We start from the raw sequence: 24807 nt of genomic DNA, 5'->3' as shown, positions 1-24807 counted from the left end.
AGCCGGACGGCCATGTGACCGGTAACAGTGTCAGTCGTCGACCGTTGAGAACACAAAGGAGAATTCAGCCGGTCGAACCCGCAGCTGGTACCGCGGCAGCACGCCGGGACCGCACGACTGCGAGCCGATGCCCTGCTGAGCGTGGTCGAGGTTGACCCACACGGTGTCGCCCGGCGTGAGGTCGGTCAGATGCCGGGCCGCGTCCAGCTGCTCGGTCGTCCACTGCCGCGCGGTGAACCAGAACTCCGGGTCGCCGTCGATCCGCAGGTCTCCGACCTCGGCCCAGCGGACGTCGGCGCGGGCGCCGTTCTCCTGCGGGCGTACGTACGGTGTCTGCAGGTCGTCGACGCTCGTGTCCCACAGGAGCGTCTTCGCCGCGGCCCTGGTGTCCGGGTACGCCTCGCCACCACTGCCGAACCACCTCACGTTCTCCCCGAACGACGCAGGCAGCCCCACTCGGACGCCGAGCCTGGGCAGCGGCACCGTCCAGTCGCCCTCGGGGGCGACCGAGACGGTCAGGCGCAGTCGTGTCCCGTCGGACGTCCACCGGTACACGGTGCGCAGGCCCACCTCCCAGCCGGCCGGTGCCACCCGGGTCCGTACGGTCAGCGCGTCCTCCGTCAACTCCACCGCGTCCAGCCGGTGTCGCATGCGATGCAGGCCCAGCTTGCGCCACACCATGCCGATGCGGACGTCGTCCTGCCAGGACGCGCCGTCGTCGTTGTCGGTGGTGGCGCGCCACACGTCCAGGCGCAGGCCGGTGACCTCCGTCGTGCCGATGGTCCGCAGCACCCCGGTCCGGGCGTCGAAGGAGGCCGGGCCGAGGGTGATCCGGTCGCCGTCGGCCGCGGGCCGCGCTCCGGTGGCCGCCGGAAGGGGCCCGCGCGGCGTGACGGTCTGCTGCGCCCACGCCACCTCGTGGCCGCGGCCCGCCCACGAGGTGTCCTCGGCGAGCAGCGCGCGGACCGTCCACTGGACCTCCTCGCCCCGGCCGTCGGGCGCGGTCGCGGGCAGCTTGACCTCGGCCGACTCCCCTGGTGCGAGCGGCGGCACGGTGAGCCGGTGCGCACCTGTGGGGAATCCGTCCACCTGGTACGAGAACTCGAACGCCAGGTGCGAGAGGTCGGCGAAGTCGTGCGTGTTCGTCACCCGTACCGTGCCGTTCGTGCCGTCGCCCTCGATACGGACCGGCTCGATGACCTTCTTGTACTCAAGGAGCCCCGGCGAGGGCCTGCGGTCCGGGAAGAGCAGCCCGTCGCAGACGAAGTTCCCGTCGTGCAGCTCCTCCCCGAAGTCGCCGCCGTACGCGAAGCCGTACCGCTCGTCCTTGACGCCGTGGTCGATCCACTCCCAGATGAAGCCGCCCTGGATCCGGTCGTGCGCCTCGAAGATCCGCTGGTAGTCGGCGAGTCCGCCCGGCCCGTTGCCCATGGCGTGCCCGTACTCGCACTGGATGAAGGGCAGTTGGCGCCGCTTGAGCGGCCCGCCGTCCAGGCCCTTGCCGATCTGCTCGACCTCGGCGTGGTCCGTGTACATCCGCGAGTACACGTCCGTGTCGCGGCAGTTCCAGTCGCCCTCGTAGTGGATGAGCCGTGAGCGGTCACGGCCGCGGATCCACTCGGCCATCGCGGTCAGCCCGCGCCCGGTGCCCGCCTCGTTGCCCAGCGACCAGATGACGACCGACGGGTGGTTCTTGTCGCGCTCGACCATGCGGGACGCCCGGTCCAGGAGGGCCGGTGTCCAGCGGTCGTCGTCCACCGGGTTGTCCCGCCAGGCCTGTTCGGTGAAGCCGTGGGTCTCCAGGTCGCACTCGTCGACGACCCACAGTCCGTACTCGTCGCACAGATCGAGGAAGGCCGGGTGCGGCGGATAGTGGGAGGTGCGCACGGCGTTGATGTTGTGCCGCTTCATCAGCAGCACGTCCTCGCGCATGGTCTCCAGGTCCAGGGCACGGCCCGTCTCGGGATGCCACTCGTGCCGGTTGACGCCCTTGAACAGGATCGCCGTGCCGTTCACCTTGATCAGGCCGTCCGCCACCACGACCGTACGGAACCCGATCCTGAGCGGCACCCGTTCGCCCTCGGTGACCAGCGTCCCGTCGTACAGCCGGGGCGTCTCGGCGGTCCATGGACGCACCGGCACGGTCACCGACTCGCCCGTCGCGACATCGATGTCCAGCTCGGGCACGGTCACCCGCCCGTCGACATCGGAGTCGACGCGCAGGGTCCCGGTGCCTTCGAGATGGTCGTACGAGGCGTGCACGAAGAAGTCGAGCGCGCTGCCCGGCGGCCGGTGCAGCAGCGTGACGTCCCGGAAGATGCCGGGCAGCCACCACTGGTCCTGGTCCTCCAGGTACGAGCCCGCCGACCACTGGTGCACCCGGACGGCGAGCACGTTCCCCGACTCCTTCAGGAGGTGCCCGACCGCGAACTCGTGCGCCAGCCGGGACCCCTTGAACTCACCGATGTCCGTCCCGTTCAGCCACACCCGGGCACACGACTCCACCCCGTCGAAACGGAGCACGGCCCCACCGTCCGCCGGCCAGCCGTCCGGCAGGTCGAAGACCCGCAGATGGTCGCCCGTCGGATTCTCCGTCGGCACCCGCGGCGGATCCACCGGGAACGGATAGAGGTGGTTGGTGTATATCGGCGCGCCGAAGCCCCCGTCACCCTGGAGGACCCAGTGCCCGGGGACCCGCACCTCGGGCCAGTCCCCGGCGTCGAACCCCTCGGCGGCGAACGACTCGTCCTCGGCATCGGCCGTCGCCGACAGCCGGAGACGCCAACTGCCGTTCAGGGAAAGGGAATCGGCGTCCGAGGAGGCGTACCACGCCCGGGGCGGCAGCGCGCCGCTCCCGGGCGAGACGTCCTCGACATAGTCGGTGTCGATGTCGGTCTCGATGTCGTTGTCGACGGAATGGGTGGTGCGGAAAGACATCGGTCTCCTAGGTCAGCCCTTGATGCCCGTCTGCGCGACCCCCTGCACCAGCCAGCGCTGGAGGAACAGGAACACGAGTACCAGGGGCAGGATCGAGATGGCGGTGGCCATGAAGATCAGGTGGAAATTGACGGTCTGGTTGGTCATGTACGAGGAGAGCGCGACCTGCACGGTCCACGCCTCCTGGTCCTGGCCGATGACCAGCGGCCACAGGAAGGCGTTCCAGCCGCTGATGAAGGTGATCGTCGCGATCGCGGCGAAGAAGTTCAGCGAGTTGGGCACGACGATGCGCCAGTACGCACCCCAGTACCCGAGCCCGTCCACGCGCGCCGCCTCCTCCAGTTCTTTGGGGAACCCCAGGAAGTACTGCCGGAACAGGAAGCAGGTGAAACCACTGAACAGCCCCGGAACGATGAGACCTTGCATACTCGACACCCAGCCGAGCGACGAGACCAGCACGAAGCTCGGTACGAAGGTGACGGCGGCCGGCACCATCAGGGTCACCAGGACCGCGTAGAAGATCTTGTTGGCGTGCTTGTAGGGGATACGGGCGAGACCGTAGCCCGCGAGCGAGCAGACCAGCAGCGTGCCGATGGTGTGCAGGACGCCGACGACCGTCGAGTTCCACAGGGACTGGGCGAACGGGACCGTCGGGTCGTCGAACAGCTCGGTGACGTTGCCCCACTGGATGTCGGTCGGAAACCACTTCCAGTTCTCGCCGGTGATCTCGGCGTCCGTGGACAGGGCGTTGCGGACGATCAGGTAGAAGGGGATGAGGAAGAGCAGCGCGCAGACGGCGGTGGCGAAGTAGAGCCCGGCGCTGCTGAAAACGCTCCGGCTCCGCTTCTTGCGCGGGTCACGCGTCTTCCGCGCGGCGCCCGCCTCTACCGGTTCGCGTACCTCGGTGGTGGTCGTCACTTGGTCTCCTCCCCCCTGCCGAAGCCCATGAACCTGCCCTGGAGCAGCGTCACCGTGCAGATCAGCAGGGTCAGGATGACCGCGCCCGCGCTGCCGGCGCCGTAGTCCTGGTCGTCGCCGAGGGCCGTGTAGTACAGCTCGACGAGGGGCGGGCGGCCCCAGGTCGACTTCGCCAGCAGGTTGAAGAACTCGTCGAACGCCTGGTACGCGGCCACGAGCAGCAGCAGGATCACCGCCGTCGAGGTGGCCCTAAGCTGGGGCAGCGTGATGTACCGGAAGGTCTGCCAGCCCGGCTTGGCACCGTCGATCGCGGCGGCCTCGTACAGCTCCGGCGGGATGTTCTGCAGGGCCGCCAGGAACAGGATCATGTAGAAGCCGGCCTGGAGCCACAGTCGTACGGTGACGATGACCAGCCAGTACCAGGGCGGGTTCGGGTTGGCCAGCCAGGCGATGTTCTCGACCCCGAACCAGCTGAGGACGGTGTTCATCATGCCGAAGCGGACACCGCTGAAGATGGACATCTTCCAGATCAGCGAGGCGGCGACGAAGCTGCACGCCGTCGGCAGGAAGAAGACTGACCGGAAGAACGCCTTCATGAAACGCAGCCGGTGCACCATCAGCGCCAGACCGAGCGACAGCGCCCAGGTGACCGGCACGATGATCGCGGCGAAGACGGTGAAGGTGACGAGCGAACCGGTGAAGTCCCCGTTCGTCAGCATCAGCTTGTAGTTGTCGAAGCCGACGAACTTGTCGGGCGTGACGGTGTAGCGCGCCTCGAAGAAACTGAGCCAGGCGCTCCAACCGATGGGGATGTAGACGAAGATCACCAGGCCGAGGAGGAACGGGCCGGTGAAGAGCCAGAAGTTGAACGTGCTGCCCCGCAGCCCCCGCCGCGGCCTGGCCTTGGAGACCTTGGCCGGGGCGGGGCGCGTGGCGTCGCGCGTCGTGGTCGTCGACATGTCGCTACCTGTCCGTCGGCCTATCCGAAGAGCTTCTTGAGCTCGCGGTTGACCTTCGTGTCCGCGGCGTCGAGAGCCTTCTCCGGATTCGTGCCCTTGCGGACCGAGTTGGCGATCACTTCCTCGAAGGCGGTGATCATCGCCTGGGTCCAGGAGATGTTGTCGAAGCGCCCGTAGTCGGTGAAGAGCTTCACGCCCTCAGCGGGCAGGCCGGACTTGAGCTTGGTCGCGGACTCGGCGATCGAAGTACGCGGCGGGATGTGGAAGCCGTAGCTGAGCGCCCAGTCCTCCTGGTACTTCTTCTCGTCGATCCAGAGCCACTTCACGTACTCCTTGGCCAGGTCGACGTTCTTGCCCTTGGCGTTGACGAACATGGACCAACCGCCGTTGTAGACCGCGGGCTTGGCACCGGAGGCGGCCGAGGGGAACGGGAATATCCCGAGGTCGTCGCCGAGGGCCTTCTGCATCACGGGCATGGCCCACATCCCGCACCACTGGATCGCCGTGAGGCCCTGCACCAGGGCCGAGGGGTCCCAGTAGTCGGCGGGGGCGTCGAGCAGCAGGTGGCCGCTGGTGAACATCTTGCGGTAGACCTTCAGCGCCTCGACCACCTCGTCGGTGTGGTAGGCGATCTCGTTCTTGTCGTTGAGCTGGTCGGCTCCGGCCGCCCAGACCAGGGCGTAGTTGGTCGACACCATGCTGTTGCCGATGAACAGGCCCTTGACCTTGTCGGTGGTGAGCTTGGCCGCGGCCTCCGCGAGCTCGTCGAGGGTCTGCGGCACGTCCACGCCGGCCTTCTCCAGCATCGACTTGCGGTAGAAGAAGAACTGCGGGTCGTCGATCATCCGGACGCCGTAGACCTTGCCGTCGACCGTGTGGGACTTGATGTCGGCCGGATTGAAGTCGTCCTTGACCGGGGCGATGATGTCGTCCAGCGGCGCCACCTGACCGCTCTTGATCAGCTGCAGCTGAGGGTGGAACTCGAAGACGTCCGGTGCGTTGTCGGTGAGCAGCGAAGAGAACAGCTTGCTCTCGAAGTTGGTGCCGGTGATCCACTGGGTGGTCACACGGGCCTCGTCGTAGGCCTTCGCGTACCGCTTGATGGCCTCCTGCGTCCCGGCCTCCCCGTACGCGTGGAAGTACTGCACCAGTCCCTTGCCCGAACTGCCGCCGCCCTCACGGCCGGTGTTGCCGCCACAGGCGGCCAGCGGGCCCAGCGCGGCGAGTCCCGCCGCGGCTCGCAGTACGGATCGACGGTCCCAGTTGCTGTTGCTCAGTGCCGACATTTGACGTCCTTGTCTCGAGTACGGCTGCGGCTCGAAATCGCTGTGCGGTGGCGGGACGTTAACCTTCGGCTAATACTTCGGCAAGGGGTTGGACGAAGTCTGTTCGAAGCGTTGTGCATCGTCCGGGATACCGGACATGGCGGGGCGTCGACGTCAAGAAGACGGCATCAAGAAGACGGCGCTGTACGGCTCTTGGCGGCGGAGGCGCGACGCGGCGCGGCGGTCCTGCCGCCCGCGGGTCTCAGTCCCACCGAGCTGAGGGCACCCTCCAGCGCGAACGTCGCCGCGCCCAGGCACACCGGGTCCGTCGGAATGGGGGAGAGGACGATCTCGGTACTGGCCAGCGGCCGTCTCAGGGCGTGCCGGGCCACGGCCTCGCGGACCTCGTACAGCAGCGGCTCGCCGAGCGTGGCCGCGACCCAGCTGCTCAGCACGACCACCTCGGGGTTGAGGAGGTTCACCAGGTCGGCGATGGCGGCGCCGAGATAGCGCGCGGTGCCCTGGACCACCTTGGTCGCCACCGGGTCCCGCTCGGCGACCCCGCGGGCGAGCGCGTTGATCGTCGCGGTCTGGTCCTCGGGATGCAGAAGCGTGCTGCCGGGGCTCAACTCCCGCAGGTTCAGCATGATCCCGGGCGCCCCGACATACGTCTCCACGCACCCGTGGTTGCCGCAGTGGCACGGCCGCCCGTCCAGCACGAGCGTGGTGTGCCCCCACTCGCCGGCGCTGTTGCTCACCCCCCGGTGCAGCCCGCCGCCCAGCACGAGTCCGGCACCGACGCCCGTCCCGAGGTTCACCACCACGGCGTCCCCGCGCCCGCGCGCCGCCCCGAACCACAGCTCGGCGACCGCGCAGGCGCGCAGTGGATTGTCCAGATACAGCGGATACGCGATGTGCTCGGCGAGCAGGTCGAGCAACGGCACGTCGTGCCAGTCCCAGTTCGGCGCGTACTCCGAGACCCCGGCCTCCCGGTCCACCTGGCCCGGCACACTGACCCCGACCCCGAGCACCCGGGCGCCCTCGATACCGGCCTGCGCGACCACCGAGCCGACGGCCGAGGCGACATGCCCGACGACCTGCTCCGGACGGATCTCACCAGGTCGCATGGCCTCGTCGGCACGGGCCAGCACGCCCAGCGCCAGATCGAACAGCTCGACCCGGACGTACGTCTCCGCGATGTCGACGCCGATCAACGCGCCCCCCGACGCGTTGACGGCCACGAGACCCCGCGGGCGGCCACCCGCGGAGTCCTCGAAGCCGACCTCCGTCAGCATCCCCAGGTCGAGCAGCTCCCCGACCAGTGTGGCGATCGTGGCGAGGCTCAGCCCGGTGGCGGCGGCCAGTTCTTGGCGGGACGTGGGCGAATGGGCGATGATCTGGCGCAGCACCCCATAGCGGTTCGCGGTGCGGATGTCGCGTGATGTGCGCTTCACCAGAATGTGCCCCCTCGGTCCCTCCAGGCCATGGCGGCCCGACGGCCCCGGCGCGGCGCAAGGCTATGACCGCCCGAGGACTTTCGACAAGGGGTTAGGAAAGGGGCTGTACAAAGTCCCTGCCGCTCACAGTGGGCAGAGTGGGGATCGAGCCGTCCGTCCCCCGTCCGTCACCCGCCCAGCACCTCACCGACGAACGCGTTGCGGAACGTCCTCGTCGGGTCCAGCTCATCCGCCAGCTTCCTGAACTCCGCCAGCTGCGGATAGCGCCCGCGCACCACCGGTGCCGCCATCGTGAACACCTTGCCCCAGTGCGGTCGCGGATCGAACGGCGTCAGCGCCTCCTCCACCCGCCGCACCACGGGCAGCACGGCCGCCGTGTTCTCGACCCAGGTGAAGTGGAAGGCCACCGTGTCCCGCCCGTACGCCGGACTCAGCCACTGCCGGTCGGCCGCGACCGTACGCACCTCGCAGACCTGCAGCACCGGCGCGATCCTCTCCCGGATCGCGTCGAGCGCACGCAGGGCACCCGTCGCGTGCGGGCGCGGCAGCAGGTACTCCGACTGGAGCTCCGCACCGCTGCTCGGCGTGAACTCCGGCCGGAAATGCGGCAGTCGCTCGTGCCAGGGCCCGGGCACCCCGAACTGCTGGGTGCAGTTCCCGGCGGGCATCCCCGGCACCGGGTGCATCGCCTCGGTGGCCGGCTCGGCCCACGGAAACCCGTCCCACGGAACATCCGTACGCCGCTTGACCCACGCCTGCACGAAACCCGACCGCCGCCAGTCGGTGAACAGACTCACGCTGTACGCCGACGCCGACACCGTCTCGAAGTCCAGTTCCGCGAGCGACAGCCGGCCGAACACATGCTGGGCGACCTCGAAGTCCGGCTCCAGGTCGAGCGTGAGCGCGGTGACGACACCGAGCGCGCCCAGCGAGGTCACGGCTCCGCTGAAGCGGGGGTCACCCCGGCCGATCGTCAGGGCCGATCCGTCGGCGAGGACCAGCTCGACCTCCCGTACGGGCGAGGCCAGCGAGCCGTTCGCGTTCCCCGAGCCGTGTGTGCCGGTCGCCACCGAACCCGCCACCGAGATGTGCGGCAACGAGGCCATGTTGGGCAGCGCGAACCCCCGCTCCTGCACCGCCCGGGCCAGCTCCGCGTACCGCACCCCGCCCGCCACCCGGACCGTACGGGCCGCGGCGTCCACCTCGACCGACGGCGGCAGCCCCGTCAGCGACAGGAGCACACCCTCACTGCCCGGGTCGGCGATCTCGTTGAACGAGTGCCCGCTGCCGAGAACCCGCACGCGGTCGGCACGCGACACGAGGGCCCGCAGCGCGTCGAGCGAGTGCGGGCGCTGCAGCTCCTTGGCGGAGTAGGTGATGTTCCCCGCCCAGTTGGTCAGAGCCTCTGCCATCCGTGGTCCTTCCGGAAAGTTTTCGTCGACCGGCGAAACGGCCACCCTTCGAACCTACCCGCCCCTGTCCCACCCCAGGGGCGTGGGGAACTGCGCGCCCAGCCACAGCCAACCCGCACCCACCCATCACCGTCGGGACCCCACCCACTCACCGTCGGGCCCCGTCCATTGACCCTCTCGCTCCGCGAGACCTACCGTAGAGACCGGTTGCTATAGACGCGTCACCGATCCGGAAGGCCACCCCACCTTGCGCCCACGCCCCGCCGCACTTTTCGCCATGACAGCCGAGAACGTGCCCCACATCTTCCCTCCGGACGTGCTGGCCCGTCTGGGCAACGCGGTAGAAATCGATCCCACTCTCACGGCCGAGAACTTCACCGACCCCCGCGTCCGGGAGGCACTCGCCGACACGGAGATCCTGATCACCGGCTGGGGCTGCCCCCACATCGACGAGGCGGTCCTGGCCGCCGCACCCCGGCTGCGGGCGATCCTCCACGCGGCCGGCTCGGTCAAGGGACTCACCTCGCCCGCGGTCTGGGAACGCGGCATCACGGTCTCCTCCGCGGCCGGCGCGAACGCCCTCCCCGTGGCCGAGTACACGCTCGCCATGATCCTCCTGGCGGGCAAGGACCTCTTCGCCCAGCGCGACCGCCTGCGCGCCCAACGCGCCTTTCCCTACGGCGAGATCATGCCGGGCATCGGCAACTTCGGCCGCCGCGTGGGCGTCGTCGGAGCCTCCCGGATCGGCCGCCGTCTCATCGAACTGCTGCGGCCCTTCGACCTGCGGGTGACCCTCGCCGACCCGTACGTCGACGCGACGGAGGCCGCCGCCCTCGGCGTACCCCTGCTGCCGCTCGACGACCTGCTGGCCACCAGCGACATCGTCACCGTCCACGCCCCGCAGACCCCCGAGACGCACCACCTGATCGGCCGCCGCGAACTCGCCCTGATGCCGACGGGCTCCGTGCTCGTCAACACGGCCCGCGGCGCCCTCCTCGACCACGACGCTCTCGTCGAAGAGCTGCGCGCGAACCGGCTCAGTGCGATCCTCGACGTCACCGACCCGGAACCGCTGCCCGCCGACTCGCCGCTCTTCGACCTGCCGAACGCGTTCATCACCCCGCACCTCGCGGGCTCGCAGGGCAACGAGGTGGCCCGGCTCGGTCTCGCCGTCACGGAGGAGGCCGAACGCCTGCTGTCCGGACGGGAGTTGGCCCACGCGATCGACCACGCCGTACTGGAGCGCACCGCATGACCTCGATCCTGACCCCGCGGGCCGACGCCGCCGCCGCGGGCGAGCCCCTGCACCACTTCTGGTCCGTGTGCGCCGGCGCGGGCCGAGCGGCCGAGGGCCTGCGCGCCTCCTGGCAGGAGCAGTTGCGCCAGGTCGCGGAGGGCTGCGGCTTCAAGTACGTACGCTTCCACGGCCTCTTCCACGACGACATGTTCGTGTACCGGCTCGGCGAGGACGGACAGGCCGTCCTCAACTTCCAGTACGTGGACGACCTGTTCGACCGGATCCTCGACGCGGGCGTCCGCCCCTTCGTCGAACTCGGCTTCAGCCCGGGCGACCTGGCCCGCGAGAAGGCCACCATCTTCTGGTGGGGTGCCCACGGCTCCCCACCCACCGACCTGGTCGCCTGGGCGAGCCTGGTCTCCGCGACCGTCCGCCACTGGGTCGCCCGGTACGGGATCGACGAGGTCCGCCAGTGGTACTTCGAGGTGTGGAACGAGCCCAACCTCGACCCGTTCTTCCGCGGCACCCGAACCGAGTACTACGACCTGTACGCGGCAACGGCCCACGCCCTCAAGGCAATTGACCCCGCCCTGCGCGTCGGTGGCCCGGCCACCAGCAACTTCGTGCCGGACGCCCGCTTCGACGGCGACACCGAGGACAAGAGCGGACATGTCACGGTCACCGCAGACAACCTAGACGCCCTGGAGTGGCGGCCCGTCTGGCTGGAGCACTTCCTCGACCACTGCTCCCGCGAGCGGCTGCCCGTCGACTTCGTCTCCTGCCACCCGTACCCCACGGACTGGGCACTCGACGACCACGGCGAGGGCGCCCACTACACACGCGGCGCCGACGCCACCCGCAGGGACCTCGCGACGGTCCGGGACATCGTCGGCAAGAGCCCGTTCCCGGACGCCGGGATCCACCTCACCGAGTGGAGCTCGACCCCCTCCTCCCGCGACCACACCCACGACCATCCGCAGGCCGCGACCTTCGTCGTCCGGGCCAACCTGGAGTCGATCGGCCTCGTCGACTCGCTCGCGTACTGGACGTTCACGGACGTCTTCGAGGAGATGGGCGCCGGGGACACGGCCTTCCACGGCGGCTTCGGACTCCTCAACCAGCAGGGCATACCCAAGCCGACGTACCACGCCTACCGGTTCCTGCACGCGCTCGGCGACGAACTCCTCGTCCACGAGCCGGGCACGGTCGTCACCCGGGAGGCGGCCACCGGCCGGATCACCGCCCTCACCTACCACTACCCGCCCGAGATGCCCCTCGCCGTACCCCTCTCGACCCCGGACCGCACGGTCGCCGAGCAGACACTGGCCCTGGGCACCCACGTCCCGTACACCCTGAGTCTCACCGGACTCCCGGCCGACGCCGCCTTCACGGTGGAGATCCTGGAACCCGGCAGCGCGGCCGGCGGCGACACCCTCGCCGCCTGGCGCGAGCGCGGCGCACCCGACCCGCTCTCCCGCGAGGACATCACCGCCCTCCGGCGGACGGCCCCGCGCACGGAGACCGTACGGGCCGACGCGGCGGGCGAGCTGACCTGCGAACGGCAGCTCGCGCCCTGGTCGGTGGTGCTCGTACGGCAGGACGACGGGGGCCCGACCAGCGCGTACGAGAACCCGGCCACCCCATAGGGTGACCGGTACAGAGCAGGGGAGGGGAGCCCACCGGTGGCCAAGAAGACGGAGCCCGTGATGGGCAATGACGCCTCCACGGTCCGGGACGTCGCCGCGCGCGCCGGCGTCTCCGCGTCGACCGTCTCCCGGGTCCTGGGCGGCACCTACCCGGTCGCCGCGAGCACCCGCGCCCGGGTGCTCAAGGCGATGCGCGAGCTCGACTACGTGGTCAACGCGCACGCCCGCGCGCTCGGCGGCTCCACCAACAAGACGGTGGCGTTCGTCGTCGACGACGTCACAGGACCCTTCTACGCGCACATCGCACGCGGTGTGGAGGAGCAGGCGTCCGCCGAGGGCAGGCTCTGCATGCTGTGCACCACGCACGGCGATCCGCAGCGCGTCCTCGCCGTCGTCGAGACCATGCGCGAACAGCGGGCCGACGCCGTGATCGTCGTCGGCGGAGCCTGGGAGGACAAGGCCTACCAGGACCGTATGACGCACTTCGCACACGCCCTGGACCGGGTGGGTTCGCGGCTCGTGCTCGTCGGCAGGCCGCCGCTCGGCCCGGGGGTGCCCGCCACGGTCGTCGAGTACGACAACGAGGGCGGCGCCTTCGCGATGACCACCCATCTGCTCACCTCGGGCCACCAGCGCATCGCCTACCTAGGCCGGGTGCCGGGCTTGTCCACGAGCGACCAGCGCCTCAGCGGTTTCCGGCGCGCGCACGAACTGCTGGGGCTGGCCCCGGACCCGAAGCTGATCCTGGACGGCACGTTCAGCCGCTCGCACGGCTATCAGGGCGCCCGCCAACTCCTCGCGTCAGGAGCGGAGTTCACGGCGGTGTTCGCGGGCACCGACATGGTCGCGGCGGGCGCGCTGCAGGCGCTGCGCGAAGCACGCGTGAGCGTCCCCGACGACGTGTCCGTCGTCGGCTACGACGACGTGCCACTGGCCCTGGACCTCTTCCCGGCCCTCACCACCGTCAACGTCCCGCACGAGGAACTGGGCCGCGCGGCCGTCAGACTGGCCCTGCACCGCGAGGAACTCCCGGGAAGCCAGCACCTGGTGCTCGGCACGCACATCGTCCTGCGGGACTCGACACGGCGCCCCGGGCACTGACTTCGCCTGCCTGTCCCTGACTTCCTCTCTCCGCTCCCCCTCTGCGCCGACTTTGCGCTTCTCTGGACAACCGGTCTCTAAAGAACCGGCCGCCCGATAGCTCCCCATTTTCCGGCTACTCGTTCGAAATCCCGTGCAATTACGGGGGAGTTGGCCCGGTTCCCCAGTTTTCTCTGCCCGATGTCTTGCCGACGTCCGGGACCGGTTCTAGCTTCCATAGAGACCGATTTCTATGGCGCCCTCGGACGGCAGAACCCGAGCGGCGGACGGTCCCCCCTGTTCCAGTCGCCTCAGGAGCCGCCATGCCCCAGCCCCGTGTCCCGCACCGCGCGACCCTGTCCGCCGCCGCGCTCGCCACCGTGCTCACCCTCACCGCGACCGCCTGCGGCGGCTCCGACGACTCCTCGGACCAGTCGAAGGGGCCGGTCACGCTGGAGTACTGGAGCTGGTCGGAGACGAAGAACGTCGACCCCGTGGTGGCCAAGTTCAACGCCACGCACACCGGTATCAAGCTCAAGTTCGTCAAGCAGGCCGACAACCCGGGCACGGCGCAGAACCTGCGCAACGCGGTCGCCGCCAAGAAGGACGTGCCCTGCCTGGTGCAGAACTTCGGCGAGGTGCCCAGCCTCGTCGGCGAGGGCCTGCTGAGCAGCGTCGACAAGGAACTCAAGCCGTACCTCGACCGGTTCAACCCGGCCGCCCTGCCCAGCGTCCAGGCGGGTGGCACCTACTACGCCGTCCCGACCGGCTTCAACCCGACCTTCATGATGATCAACCGCTCGGTGTACGACAAGTACGGCGTCGACGCACCCAAGACCTGGGACGACGTGATCGCCGCGGGCAAGAAGCTCAAGAAGCACGGCGTGTACGTCATGAACCTGGCCGGCGAGGACCCGTCCACGCTGGTCAACCTGGTCCAGCAGGCGGGCGGCACCTGGTACGAGCAGAAGGGCGACAGCTGGAAGATCGACTTCCTGTCACCCGAGTCCCTCAAAGCCGCCGACACAGTCCAGCAACTGGTCGACGGCGGCCTGGTCGCCAACCAGACCTACCAGGACCGGCCCGCCCTGATCAGCTACTTCGACTCCGGGAAGATGGTCTCGCTGCCCACCCAGACCTGGCAGCTGCAGAACTACGAACTGAACTACAAGAAGTCCCTCGGTGACTGGCAGCCCATCGACCTGCCCCAGTTCGCCGACGCCACGGAGTTCACCACCCCCTCCTACAGCGCCAACAACGGCGTACTCGTCCCCAAGGGCTGCGAGCACGTCAAGGAGGCCGTCGAGGCGGCGGTGTGGATGAAGACCGACAAGACCGGCATCGACTCCACCTACCAGAAGGACACCAAGCAGTACGAGTGGCCGGGCGCCGTCAAGGACGTCACCCCCTGGGTCGACTCGGTGGTCACCGACAAGCTCTTCGGCACCCACAAGTCCGAGGCCCGCGGTGTGATCCTCAAGTCCGTCGACCACGCGAAGAGCAACTGGACGGTCGGCCCCAACTACACAGGTGTCTTCGCCGAGTTGCAGGACCAGTGGGCGAAGATCGTCACCAAGAAGATGACGGTGAAGCAGGCCCTTGAGCACCTCCAGGAGTTCACGGTCGACGACCTGAAGTCCAAGAACATCAACGTCGAGGGCTGACCCATGGCAGCCGTCACCGAGTCGCCGTCCCGGGCCGCACGCCTGGGATGGCGGCGGATCATGGCCCTCAAGGGCGCCTCGTTCACGGTCCCCTTCTTCCTCGGGTTCCTCCTGTTCACCGTGACCCCGCTCGTCATGGCGCTCAAGGAGAGCCTCTACAGCGAGAAGGGCTCCGGGCTCGGATTCGGCGAGAAGACCGTCGAGTTCGTCGGCCTGGACAACTTCGTCGAGGGCTTCGGCGACGGCCGCTTCTGGGCCTCGATGCTCCGCGTCGGCCTCTTCGCGGTGATCAGCATCCCGGTCATCCAGATCGCCAGCGTCGGTCTCGCACTGCTCCTCGACGCGGCCTCGCAACGCGTCGCCGACCGGTTCCGCATCCCGCTGCTGATCCCGTACATGATCCCGGGCATCGTCGCGACCCTGATCTGGATCTACCTCTACAGCCCGGTCGTCGGCCCGCTCACCCCCTTCTTCGACCTCTTCGGCATCGACGCCAACTTCTACGGCGGCGAACTCATCTGGGTGTCCATCGGCAACCTGATGGCGTGGAGCGGGATCGGCTTCAACATGCTGATCGTGTACTCGGCGCTGCGGTCGGTCGACGCGAACGTGTACGACGCCGCCCGCATCGACGGGGCCTCCGAGTGGCGGATCGCCTGGTCGATCAAGGTGCCGCTGGTCCGCCGCTCCCTGGTCCTCACCACCGTGCTCAGCATCATCGGCACGCTGCAGATCTTCAGCGACACCATGCTCTTCAAGTCCATGGCACCGGAGACGGTCACCCGCGACTTCACCCCGATCATGGCGATCTACGACTGGGCCTTCCAGCAGGGCAACTTCAACTACGCCTCCGCCCTGTCGATCATCCTGGCCCTGGTCGTCGGCACCGCGTCCGCGCTGTTCTACCGACTCACGAACAAGGCGCCCACCTCATGACCGTGACAATCGGCCCTTCCTCTTCCCCTTCCCCTTCCCCGACCGAGCCCGGGGCCTCGCGCCCGAAGCGCGGCGCCACCGCCTCCCGCGACGGAACCGGCCCCGTCCGGCACAGTCGGCGGACCAAGGCCCTGGTCCTCGGCGGAGTCGTGTTCTTCACCCTCTACTCGCTGGCCCCCGTGTGGTGGCTGATCGTCTCGGCGACCAAGAACCAGTCCGACCTCTACACCACCAACGGCCTGTGGTTCTCCGACCTGCACTTCACGGACAACCTGAAGGCGCTGTTCACCTACCAGGACGGCATCTTCCTCAAGTGGCTGTGGAACACGCTCTATTACGGAGTCGTCGGCACCGCCGGCATGACCCTGGTCTGCGTAGCCTGCGGATACGGCCTGGCGATGTACCAATTCCGGGGCCGGGGCGTACTGATGGGCTGCATCATCGGCTCCTTCCTCGTCCCGCACGCACTGCTCACCATCCCGTCCTTCCTCCTCTTCACGGACCTGCGGATGGTCGACACCCCGTCGGCGATCATCGTGCCGAGCCTGTTCAACGCCTTCTCCGTCTACCTCGCCAAGGTGTACGCGGAGGGCGCCATCCCGCCCGAACTCCTTGAAGCGGCCCGCATCGACGGTGCGGGGGAGTACCGCATCTTCTTCACGGTCGGCGCCCGCCTGATGTCCACGGGTGCGGCGACGATCTTCCTGCTCGGCTTCGTCGGCTCCTGGAACTCGTTCTTCGGACCCCTGGTGTTCCTGCGTACGCCGGAGAAGTGGACCGTGATGGTCGGCCTCTACTCCTGGCTGAAGGTCAAGGTCGACACGTCCGCCGACCTGACCGGGATGGTGGTCGTGGGCTCGCTGCTGTCCCTCATCCCGATGGTCATCCTGATGATCTCGATGCAGCGCTTCTGGCGCTCCGGAGTCACGCTGGGCTCGATCAAGTAGCCCGAGCAAGTAGCCCGAGCCCACGCGCGGAGGTCCGTAGCCGACGCAGAGCGGCCCGCCTCCTAGCGTCCCCTCTCCCTCCCCCTTCTCTCCCTTCCTGGTTCACCTTTCGCCGCCGTGAGGATCCCGCATGTCCGTCACCAGAAGATCCGTCCTGGCCGGTACCGCCGCCGGCACCGGTGCTCTCGCGCTGACCGGCTGGTCCTGGACCGCCGCCGAGCAGGCGTCCGCCGCCGGGACTTCGGCAGCCGACGGCGCGAGACGCCTGGACCTAGTCGACTTCGGCGACCCCGACTCCGAGTCCGCGCATGGCCTCCACGCCCCCGGCTCCGCCGTCGTCGAGGGCAACGCGGGCGACCGGGCCCGAGTCGCCAGACCCCTGGCCACCCCCGACATCAAGACCGGCGACCTCCGCTTCACGGTGCGGGTCGACCCCCTCCACCAGAACTACCTGACCGTCAAGTTCTGGGGCGGCGACACCTCCCCGTACAAGACGATCGCGTACATCAACGGCGAACAGATCGGCTACCGCCGCTCCGGCGACTACGAGGCGCTGAACACCGGCACGGTCCGTCCGCTGCCCGGCCGCTTCTTCTATGCCACGGTGATGCTGCCGCTGGAGCACACCAAGGGCAGGGAGCTCGCCGAGATCACCCTGCGCACGTACGACGCCGCGTTCACCGCCAAGGTCACCGCCGACTCCCGCGGCTACTACCGCGCGTACACCCACACCGGCGCGTACCTCGACGTGAGCGACGACCCGCAGGCCGACTTCACACCACCAACGGACACGGTTGCGGACCTGACCGAGCCGCAGAAGCAGGCACTCGTCGACGGCTATGTGGCCGGCCAGGTGAAGCTCTTCAACGACCACTCCGCGAAGATCGACGCATCGGCGACGGCCAGGCTCAGCATCGTCCGCTACGAGGACGAACTACGCTTCTACGCCTCGGCGTTGACGCAATCCAACTGGTGCCCGGCAAGGACCGCCACCGACCGGCGGACGGCCCTCCAACGGGTCTTCAAGTGCGTCGACAACCACACCAAGGACTACTACGCCGACACGAGACTCCTGGCCCGCGGCGGCCACCAGGGAGACTGGGGCGGCTACTACGGCGCACTCGGCGAGGCCCTCTACATCGTCGAGAACCTCATCGCGGACAAGGACGTCCTCGGCCGCGAGGCCTTCGAGACGTTCCTGGACGAGCCCTTCACCACCGGCACAAGCGAGGGGAAAACCTCCCTCAAGGACGTCGACTTCGACGGCTCACCACTGACCCGCCGGGCCGCCTGGGGCCGCGTACTCAAGGCCAACTTCGACTACGCCCGCTCGCGGCTCTCGTACATCTACAACCAGGTGATGTACACGTACGAGGGCGCCTGGGAGGCCCACGAGGGGCTGCGGGTCATCGGTTCGGAGTTCTACGAGGGAAAGGCGCGCAGCCACCGCATCGCGGGCGAGGCGCTCGGCTGGCTGCCCTTCCTCGGCGAGGAGGTCCTCGTCGGCCCGGACGGCCAGGACCTGGACCTCTTCCACTCGCTCTTCTACCACGACACCACGGCCCGCTGGACGGACGACTACGTCAAGTACGTCATCAAGGGCCTGGCCAAGTCCAAGCAGGACAAGGCCGGCAACCTGGTACGCCGCCTGCCCCTCGGCAAGCACTACACCACCATCACCGAGGCGGGCCACACCCGGGAGAACGGCTACGTCGCCAACTACGGCGAGGCGACCAACTACCTGCCCGAGTGGTTCCACCGCACCTGGGGCCACAAGGGCGACGAGGACCTGAACGACCGCATCCTGGAGATCGCGCTGCGCAACCTGCACGCCCGCTCCCTGGCCCGGATGACCGACCTCGACGACAACCTCAAGCGCACGATGCGCATGGAGATGGTGATCGACGAGCGCAACACCAACTACCCAGGTTTCCCGGGCTATGTACTGCGCATCTCCGAGGGCAGGATCCTCAACTACGTCTCCCTGGCCCGGCACATGGCCGAACACACCGACCGGTACACCGGAAGCCGCTGGGCAGTCACCCGCTCCTTCGCCCGCGAGGCGGTCGGCTTCGCCCAGCAACAGCTCGCCGACCACCAGTACTTCAGCTCCTTCGCCTCGGTCACAAGCAAGAACAAGTACGACCTCACGCTCGGCGAGACCTACGCGTACCTGAAGGCCCACGAGCCGACCGGAATCGTCCACCCGCACACGGACTTCGCCCACTACACGCCCGCGGAGCTGACCGCACTGGCGGTGAACCGTGCCCACTACGAGCGCTTCGCCTGGGTCGACGTGGACTGCATGTTCGTCTCGCTCAGGGACGGCGACCTCCACCTGTGGGCCCAACTCAACGAACGCCAAAGGGGGTTCGCCCGCAACGGCCGCCTGCACGTCCGCCAGGCGAACCGCGACCACATCGTGCAGATCAACACCAACGCACGCTTCCAGTACGAGGACTACTGGGCCCGCATGGACAACATCGACGTCGACTTCATGGAGGACCAGCAGACGGCCGACTCCACAGCCCTCCAGGCCCTGGCGGGCGAAATCGCACCCATCACCTACCAGCCGGGCGTGGGCACGGTCCACCGAGAGAACTTCGAGGCGGACCACGCCTATTCGGGCTACCCGGACCTGCTGACCGCCCGCTACGGCCGCTACTTCTTCGTCTTCAACACGACGCGCAGAACGTACGGGAACGAGCGGTCGTACGAGGTGGAGGTGCCCTCGGCCACGGGCCGTACCGGCTCAACCGTTTCGACGGTCCTGGACCTCGTGACCGGAAAGGAACTCCCAGTGCGCGGCGGCAAGGTGAAGGTCCCGCCCAAGACCGGCCTGGTACTGAAGCTGCCGACACCGCACGAGTCCGAACTCCCTCCCGCACACGTGGACTTCGTGCACACCCTCCCCGGCGACGGAGCGGTCACGGTGACCTGGCAGACAACGGCGGGCGCCTCGCACTACGAGGTACGGCGGGCGACCCGGCAGCAGGGCCCGTACAAGGTCCTCTCCCTGAAGGAGACGGGCCGCCACTTCACGGACACCGCCGCCCGCCCCGGCGAGACGTATTTCTACACGGTCACCGCCGTCAACGACGGCGGCCCAGGCTGGACTTCGCACACCATCCGAACCGAACTCCCGAAGCCCGTCTCGCCCGGCCTCAGAAACTCGGGCTGGCGCGACGACGCCCTGCGCAAGGCGAGACCGGGCAGCACGGCGGTGCGAGGCTCGACGATACGAGTGCTCGGCGCACGCGGAGAGGGACTCGGCGAGGGCGACGACTACAAGGTGCCCTCCCGAGACATAGAGGACCAACTCCACTACGTGAGCAAACCGTTGGCAGGCAGCTGCACCCTCACCACCCACATCACCGGGGCACGCGGCCCGCTCACCGGACTGATGCTCCGCGACCGGATCACCGCCGACACCCGCCACCTGTTCTTCGGCGCGGACAAGGACGGACAGCTCGTCTTCCACAACCGCACCCGCGACAGCCGCCACGACTGGCAGGACGACCTGCGCTCACCCATCACCCGCCGCCTCGACGGGCAGACCCTGGCCGCGACGCCGTACCTGCGGATCGTCCGGGACACCGGCAGCCACCGCGTGCACGGCCAGGTGTCGGCCGACGGCACCACCTGGCTGACGGTCGCGACACTCTTCACACCGTTCCCGTACGCGGTCCACGCGGGCTTCGCGGCCACGGGCGACGCGGAGTTCACGAAGGTGGCGGTGGACACCCTCGGCGCGAACGCGCTCCTGCTCTCCGTCGAGCGCGCCGCCGACACGGCCACCGTCCGCTGGAACAAGCCCGACGACGCCCTGACCTTCACACTCTCCCGCTCAACTGCCGGCGGCCAGTGGGAAGTTCTGGACAAGAACACACGCGCGTACGCATACGAGGACAAGAACCTGCGCCACGGCACCCGCTCCTACAAGGTGACAGCGGCCCTCGTCGACGGCGGCACCCGAGACTCCGCCGTGGCCGTAGCGGTCGCCGAGACCTTCGCCCAGGTCCTCGCCCGAGCACGGAGGACGAACGCCTCCGACTGGACGAAGAAGTCGTACGCGGCCTTCACCACCGAACTCGACCGCATCGAAAGGACGACCGGCGACCCGGAGCCCGCCCGCGTGGACGCCGTCTACGCGGCCCATGAACTCCTGGTCTCCGTGGACACGCTGCTGCGGAAGTTCCAGGTGACGCCGTCCATGGTGGTGGCCTCCACCATCCAGTGGCCCGGCACGGGAACCAAGGAGGCGGCGGGCTGGCGGGCCTTCGACGGTGACACCACCACCTACACCGACACCACGGCCGCCGAGAGCTGGATCGACATCGACGCGGGCGCCGCGGGCCCGATCACCGTAGACCGCATCCGCCTGCATCCTCGCGCCGACCAGCTGAGCCGCGCCAACGGCACGGTGTTCCGCGGCTCGGACGGGACCGGGGCCGACTGGACCGACTTCCACACGGTCAGCGGGGTCGACACGGCCCGGTGGTACGAGTTCCGGCTCGCCGAACGGGCGTCGTACGAGCGGATCCGCGTCTATGACGGGCACAACGGGCGTTGCAATGTGGGGGAGATCGAGTTCTGGTACCAACTGCCCGACGAGGAATGAGAGCCGCGGGTTCGTCGTGGCTGGTCGCGCAGTTCCCCGCGCCCCTAAAGGGGCGCTGCCCACTCCTGGACGAGGGACGTCAGCTCTCGTGGACGCTCCTCGTGCAGGTAGTGGCCGCAGCCCTCGAAGACCTCCACCCGGGAGCCGGGTCGGGTGAGCGTGCCGCGCTCGAAGTGGGCGGCAGCCGGTGTCGCGTACACGCCCAGCACGGGACAGTCGCGGCGGGCCAGATACGCGCGGGTCGCAGGTCGCAGGCCGAAGGCGTCCGGGGCCAGGTACATGCCGTCGCGGCACTGAGCCAGCACCTCCGGGTCCATGCGGGCCATCAACGTCCGCTGCCGGTCGCGCAGTTGGTCATGTGCCCCCGGCCGGAAGGCACTGTCCACGAAACGGGCGGCCCACTCGGCACCCTCCCTCCGCAGCTCCTCCTGCTCCCCGGGAATGCGGACGGCCTCGCCCTCATCGGCGCCGTACGCGGAGTCGACGACCACCAACGCCCGTACGAACCGCGGGTGTTCCACCGCGAGTGCCGTGACCGCCTGGGCGCCCATCGAGTGGCCGACGGCGATCACCGGGCCGGGGTCCAGCCGGCCCAGCAGGTCAGCCAGGTCGACGGCGAAGTCGCGCGGCCCGTAGCCGCTCGGCGGCTTCGGTGAGCGGCCGTGACCCCGCAGGTCGGGGACGATCACGCGGTGCCGCCAGTACGGGAGGGTGGGCGCCCAGTCCCCGCTGTCGCCGCCCCATCCATGAACCAGGAGGAGGGCCGGGCCCGTGCCGGGGTGGTCCGTGTGATGGAGGGCTACCGGTGGGGAGGAGGTGGTCACGGAGGTGACTCTAGACGCGGCCCTGCCACCAGGAGGGACCCGGCACCACGGGCCCGGGAGGAGGGGCATACCGTGAGGAGTCGAGCACAGCAGCCGGGAGTACCGGGAGCTAGGAGGACGGGATGGGCAGCCGTACCGCGCTGGTCGAGGACCTGATGGAGAGGTTCCCGCACGTACCGCGGGAAGCCGTCTTCAAGGAGGACCTGCTCCGTGGGGGAGTGGCCTTCGACGACTCCGCGCTCAGCGACAACGAGGACGGGGACGTCAAACCGAAGTCGTACTTCATCTTCTCCTTCGACCACGGCACCCTGCCCGAACTGGGCGAGGCCGCGCTGCGCCGCCCGCCGGAGGAGATCATCCTCACCGGCGGCCCGTACGACCTGCGCCGCACAGTCGTCTCCGTACGCGTGAACCCGTCCTCGCCGTACCGCGTGGCAGCAAGCGAGGACGGCGTGCTCGGCCTCTACCTCGACGGGAAGCGGATCTCGGACGTCGGGGTCCCGCCGATGCCGGAGTACTACCGGCACAAGCTCTCCAACGGGAAGTCCGTCATGGAGGTGGCCCCGACGATCCAGTGGGGCTACCTGATCTACCTGACCGTGTTCCGGGTGTGCCAGTACTTCGGCGCCAAGGAGGAGTGCCAGTACTGCGACATCAACCACAACTGGCGCCAGCACAAGGCGGCCGGGCGGCCCTACACCGGCGTCAAGGACGTCGACGAGGTCCTGGAAGCCCTGGAGATCATCGACCGCTACGACACGGCGAAGACGTCGACCGCCTACACGCTCACCGGCGGCGCGATCACTTCCAAGCTCCAGGGCCGGGACGAGGCCGACTTCTACGGCATGTACGCCAAGGCCATCGAGGAGCACTTCCCGGGCAGGTGGATCGGCAAGGTCGTCGCCCAGGCACTCCCGCGTGACGACGTGCAGCGCTTCAAGGACTACGGCGTGCAGATCTACCACCCCAACTACGAGGTGTGGGACGAGTACCTGTTCAAGCTGCACTGCCCCGGCAAGGAGCGCTACGTCGGCCGCGCCGAGTGGCACAAGCGCATCCTCGACTCCGCGGAGATCTTCGGCGCACGCAATGTGATCCCCAACTTCGTGGCGGGGGTGGAGATGGCGGAGCCCTTCGGCTTCACCACCGTCGACGAGGCCATCGCGTCCACCACCGAGGGCCTGCGCTTCTTCATGTCGCAGGGCATCACGCCCCGTTTCACCACCTGGTGCCCGGAGCCGACGACCCCGCTGGGCAAGGCGAATCCGCAGGGTGCGCCGTTGGAGTACCACATCCGGCTCCTTGAGGCCTACCGCTCCACGATGGAGGACTTCGGGCTCTCCTCGCCGCCCGGATACGGCCCGCCCGGGCCGGGCAACGCGGTCTTCTCGGTGAGCTCGTTCATGGACAGCCTGCCGGCGAACGAGGTGACGGAAGAGGTGCCCGCGGTCTGAGGGAACGGGGCGGATGGGGACGTACGGCAGTTCCAAGGGCAATCGATTGAGTCATTTGGGGCTGCCGGGACGTACAACTGGTGTACGACTGAAGCACGGCTGAGGCTGCGGGGCCTGGTGGGACGTGCGACCCGCGGTAACCGGATGTGCAAGTGCCGCTTGTCAGTTGTGCAGGAACCGTGAAAAACTCTGGTCCCGTCGCAGACGTCCCCCTCAACTCCCGTATTACCCAGGTGAGTTGACCCCGCTTGTGGATGCAGGTGAAGTCCCCACCCATGCCAGACCTGCCGACCCCTCAGGACGCCGCCGAGGCCACTCTGTTCTCGGAGTGCTGGGACGCGGTCCTTTCGTACGCCGATCTCTGTACCGGCGCTTCCACCCATGCCCGCCAACTGGCCTCCGAGGCGTTCTCGCTCGGCATACGCGAAGCGCGTGCCGCGGAGGCCGAGTCCAGCGGCAGGAACTTCGGGCGCCGGGCCCGCACACCCCGGCTGCCCCGAATACCGCTCCTCCTGACCGCCGTACGCCAGACGACCGCCATCTGGGAAGCGAGGGGCCAGGGCGATCGCCTCGACCCCGAACTCCGACTGTGGCTCAACTCCGACAAGGCCGCCCGCTTTTCGGGACCGCCCCTGCACCGGCCGCTCGCCCTGCGCGGGCTGCGGGACATGCAGGAACCGGATGCAGCGCTGCTGTGGCTGGCGGAGGTCGAGGCGCTGCCGGTCACCTCCGTGGCCCGCCGGCTCGGCCTCGACCCGGAGGGCGCGGCCGAGGAACTGCACCAGGTGCGCGGAGTGTTCCGCGACCGCTGCCACCGCAACCACCTCGACACACCGCTCTCCGAGGAGTGCCGCAGCTACGCCCGGCTCCTCGACGCGGTCACCCGCTCACCCGCCGCCGAGGTGCCGGACGACCTGTCGTGGCACCTCGCGCGCTGCGTCGAATGTGCGGAGGCCGCCGCCTGTCTGCGGCTCGCCGGCGGCGGACTGCCCGCCGCGCTCGCGGGCGGGGTCATCGGCTGGGGCGGACTCGCCTACCTGGAACGACGCCGCAGGGCCGTCGAGTCGGGTCTCAGCCGCGGCGCGGCCGACGACGACCCGGACGCGCAGGACGCCGACGCGGCCGAAGGGCGCCGCGCCCGGATAGGGCGGGTCGGACTGATCGCCGCCGCCGTCGGTGTCTCCCTCCTGGCACTGGCGGTCACGCTGGCGCCGTTCGGTGAGGACGAGGGTTCCGGCTCCCTGGAAGGAACGGCGGGCCGGGAGCCGGTGGGCCAGCAGGTCCCCTCGCTCGACCCCGCACCATCGAGCACGGGGAACGGCTCGACCGCTTCCTCCACGACCTCCCCGCAGTCGTCCGAGTCGCAGACCGAGAAGACCGACAAGAACGGCGGTGCGGGCTCGGCATCGGAGAAGGAGCCCCAGGGCGACTCCTCCTCGGCCGAGGAGGA

16 protein-coding genes are annotated in these 24807 nt (G+C 68.9%); 9 read left to right on the top strand and 7 right to left on the bottom strand.

Annotated features, from left to right (window positions below; genetic code table 11):
- Positions 1-30: 30 nt before the first annotated feature.
- The 6 genes from AOK17_RS15845 to AOK17_RS15820 form a co-directional block, all read right to left on the bottom strand.
- On the bottom strand, positions 31-2937 hold the full coding sequence (locus tag AOK17_RS15845; RefSeq protein ID WP_055613104.1) for a glycoside hydrolase family 2 TIM barrel-domain containing protein: 2907 nt from the start codon (positions 2935-2937) through the stop codon (positions 31-33).
- Between the two features lie 12 nt (positions 2938-2949).
- Complete coding sequence (locus AOK17_RS15840; protein ID WP_055613103.1) at positions 2950-3855, bottom strand: carbohydrate ABC transporter permease; 906 nt, start codon at positions 3853-3855, stop codon at positions 2950-2952.
- The gene (locus AOK17_RS15835) at positions 3852-4814 is read right to left on the bottom strand and encodes a carbohydrate ABC transporter permease (protein ID WP_055613102.1); all 963 of its coding nucleotides are present in this window, start codon (positions 4812-4814) and stop codon (positions 3852-3854) included. The genes AOK17_RS15840 and AOK17_RS15835 overlap by 4 nt, the downstream gene beginning before the upstream one ends.
- 20 nt (positions 4815-4834) lie before the next feature.
- Positions 4835-6100, bottom strand: a complete 1266-nt coding sequence (locus AOK17_RS15830; RefSeq protein ID WP_055613101.1) for an ABC transporter substrate-binding protein — start codon at positions 6098-6100, stop codon at positions 4835-4837.
- 167 nt (positions 6101-6267) lie between these two features.
- Positions 6268-7533: an ROK family transcriptional regulator gene (locus tag AOK17_RS15825; RefSeq protein WP_055613100.1), complete on the bottom strand. Its 1266-nt coding sequence runs from the start codon at positions 7531-7533 to the stop codon at positions 6268-6270.
- Positions 7534-7703: 170 nt separating this feature from the next.
- A complete protein-coding gene (locus tag AOK17_RS15820) occupies positions 7704-8948 on the bottom strand; it encodes an FAD-binding protein (RefSeq protein ID WP_055613099.1) in 1245 nt (414 codons plus the stop codon).
- A 247-nt stretch (positions 8949-9195) separates the two neighbouring features.
- Here AOK17_RS15820 and AOK17_RS15815 point away from each other — a divergent pair, with 247 nt between their 5' ends.
- The 7 genes from AOK17_RS15815 (at position 9196) to AOK17_RS15785 (ending at position 21079) form a co-directional block, all read left to right on the top strand.
- Positions 9196-10203 carry a hydroxyacid dehydrogenase gene (locus AOK17_RS15815; RefSeq protein WP_107102411.1) on the top strand — a complete coding sequence of 336 codons (1008 nt, stop codon included), beginning with the start codon at positions 9196-9198 and terminating at the stop codon, positions 10201-10203.
- Entirely contained in the window at positions 10200-11831 is a 1632-nt protein-coding gene (locus AOK17_RS15810; RefSeq protein WP_055613098.1) for a GH39 family glycosyl hydrolase, read from the top strand. The genes AOK17_RS15815 and AOK17_RS15810 overlap by 4 nt, the downstream gene beginning before the upstream one ends.
- 36 nt (positions 11832-11867) lie before the next feature.
- Positions 11868-12932 (top strand): LacI family DNA-binding transcriptional regulator, encoded by a 1065-nt coding sequence (locus AOK17_RS15805; RefSeq protein ID WP_388364785.1) that lies wholly within the window; start codon positions 11868-11870, stop codon positions 12930-12932.
- Positions 12933-13234: 302 nt separating this feature from the next.
- A complete protein-coding gene (locus AOK17_RS15800; protein WP_055613097.1) occupies positions 13235-14575 on the top strand; it encodes an ABC transporter substrate-binding protein in 1341 nt (446 codons plus the stop codon).
- Between the two features lie 3 nt (positions 14576-14578).
- Positions 14579-15511: a carbohydrate ABC transporter permease gene (locus AOK17_RS15795; protein ID WP_245697176.1), complete on the top strand. Its 933-nt coding sequence runs from the start codon at positions 14579-14581 to the stop codon at positions 15509-15511.
- Positions 15508-16458, top strand: a complete 951-nt coding sequence (locus AOK17_RS15790) for a carbohydrate ABC transporter permease (RefSeq protein ID WP_107102410.1) — start codon at positions 15508-15510, stop codon at positions 16456-16458. The genes AOK17_RS15795 and AOK17_RS15790 overlap by 4 nt, the downstream gene beginning before the upstream one ends.
- Before the next feature lie 130 nt (positions 16459-16588).
- The gene (locus tag AOK17_RS15785; protein ID WP_055613096.1) at positions 16589-21079 is read left to right on the top strand and encodes a fibronectin type III domain-containing protein; all 4491 of its coding nucleotides are present in this window, start codon (positions 16589-16591) and stop codon (positions 21077-21079) included.
- Positions 21080-21123: 44 nt separating this feature from the next.
- Here the strand turns inward: AOK17_RS15785 and AOK17_RS15780 are convergent, their stop codons facing one another.
- The gene (locus AOK17_RS15780) at positions 21124-21903 is read right to left on the bottom strand and encodes an alpha/beta fold hydrolase (RefSeq protein WP_055613095.1); all 780 of its coding nucleotides are present in this window, start codon (positions 21901-21903) and stop codon (positions 21124-21126) included.
- A gap of 122 nt (positions 21904-22025) precedes the next feature.
- On the opposite strand from AOK17_RS15780, the gene AOK17_RS15775 reads away from it, so the two are divergent.
- Both AOK17_RS15775 and AOK17_RS15770 read left to right on the top strand, forming a co-directional pair.
- Positions 22026-23357 carry a radical SAM protein gene (locus tag AOK17_RS15775; protein WP_055613094.1) on the top strand — a complete coding sequence of 444 codons (1332 nt, stop codon included), beginning with the start codon at positions 22026-22028 and terminating at the stop codon, positions 23355-23357.
- Between the two features lie 275 nt (positions 23358-23632).
- A partial coding sequence (locus AOK17_RS15770) for a cellulose-binding protein (RefSeq protein WP_245697175.1) occupies positions 23633-24807 on the top strand: 1175 nt, incomplete at its 3' end.

Source organism: Streptomyces phaeochromogenes, assembly GCF_001418655.1.
Classification (GTDB): Bacteria; Actinomycetota; Actinomycetes; order Streptomycetales; family Streptomycetaceae; genus Streptomyces; species Streptomyces phaeochromogenes.
This window is presented reverse-complemented; position numbering and strand designations above follow the sequence as displayed.

Coding starts and splice junctions, on each gene's coding strand:
- AOK17_RS15790 (WP_107102410.1), top strand. CDS start 15,508: ATGACCGTGACAATCGGCCCTTCCTCTTCCCCTTCCCCTTCCCCGACC.
- AOK17_RS15785 (WP_055613096.1), top strand. CDS start 16,589: ATGTCCGTCACCAGAAGATCCGTCCTGGCCGGTACCGCCGCCGGCACC.
- AOK17_RS15845 (WP_055613104.1), bottom strand. CDS start 2,937: ATGTCTTTCCGCACCACCCATTCCGTCGACAACGACATCGAGACCGAC.
- AOK17_RS15810 (WP_055613098.1), top strand. CDS start 10,200: ATGACCTCGATCCTGACCCCGCGGGCCGACGCCGCCGCCGCGGGCGAG.
- AOK17_RS15835 (WP_055613102.1), bottom strand. CDS start 4,814: ATGTCGACGACCACGACGCGCGACGCCACGCGCCCCGCCCCGGCCAAG.
- AOK17_RS15800 (WP_055613097.1), top strand. CDS start 13,235: ATGCCCCAGCCCCGTGTCCCGCACCGCGCGACCCTGTCCGCCGCCGCG.
- AOK17_RS15830 (WP_055613101.1), bottom strand. CDS start 6,100: ATGTCGGCACTGAGCAACAGCAACTGGGACCGTCGATCCGTACTGCGA.
- AOK17_RS15795 (WP_245697176.1), top strand. CDS start 14,579: ATGGCAGCCGTCACCGAGTCGCCGTCCCGGGCCGCACGCCTGGGATGG.
- AOK17_RS15820 (WP_055613099.1), bottom strand. CDS start 8,948: ATGGCAGAGGCTCTGACCAACTGGGCGGGGAACATCACCTACTCCGCC.
- AOK17_RS15775 (WP_055613094.1), top strand. CDS start 22,026: ATGGGCAGCCGTACCGCGCTGGTCGAGGACCTGATGGAGAGGTTCCCG.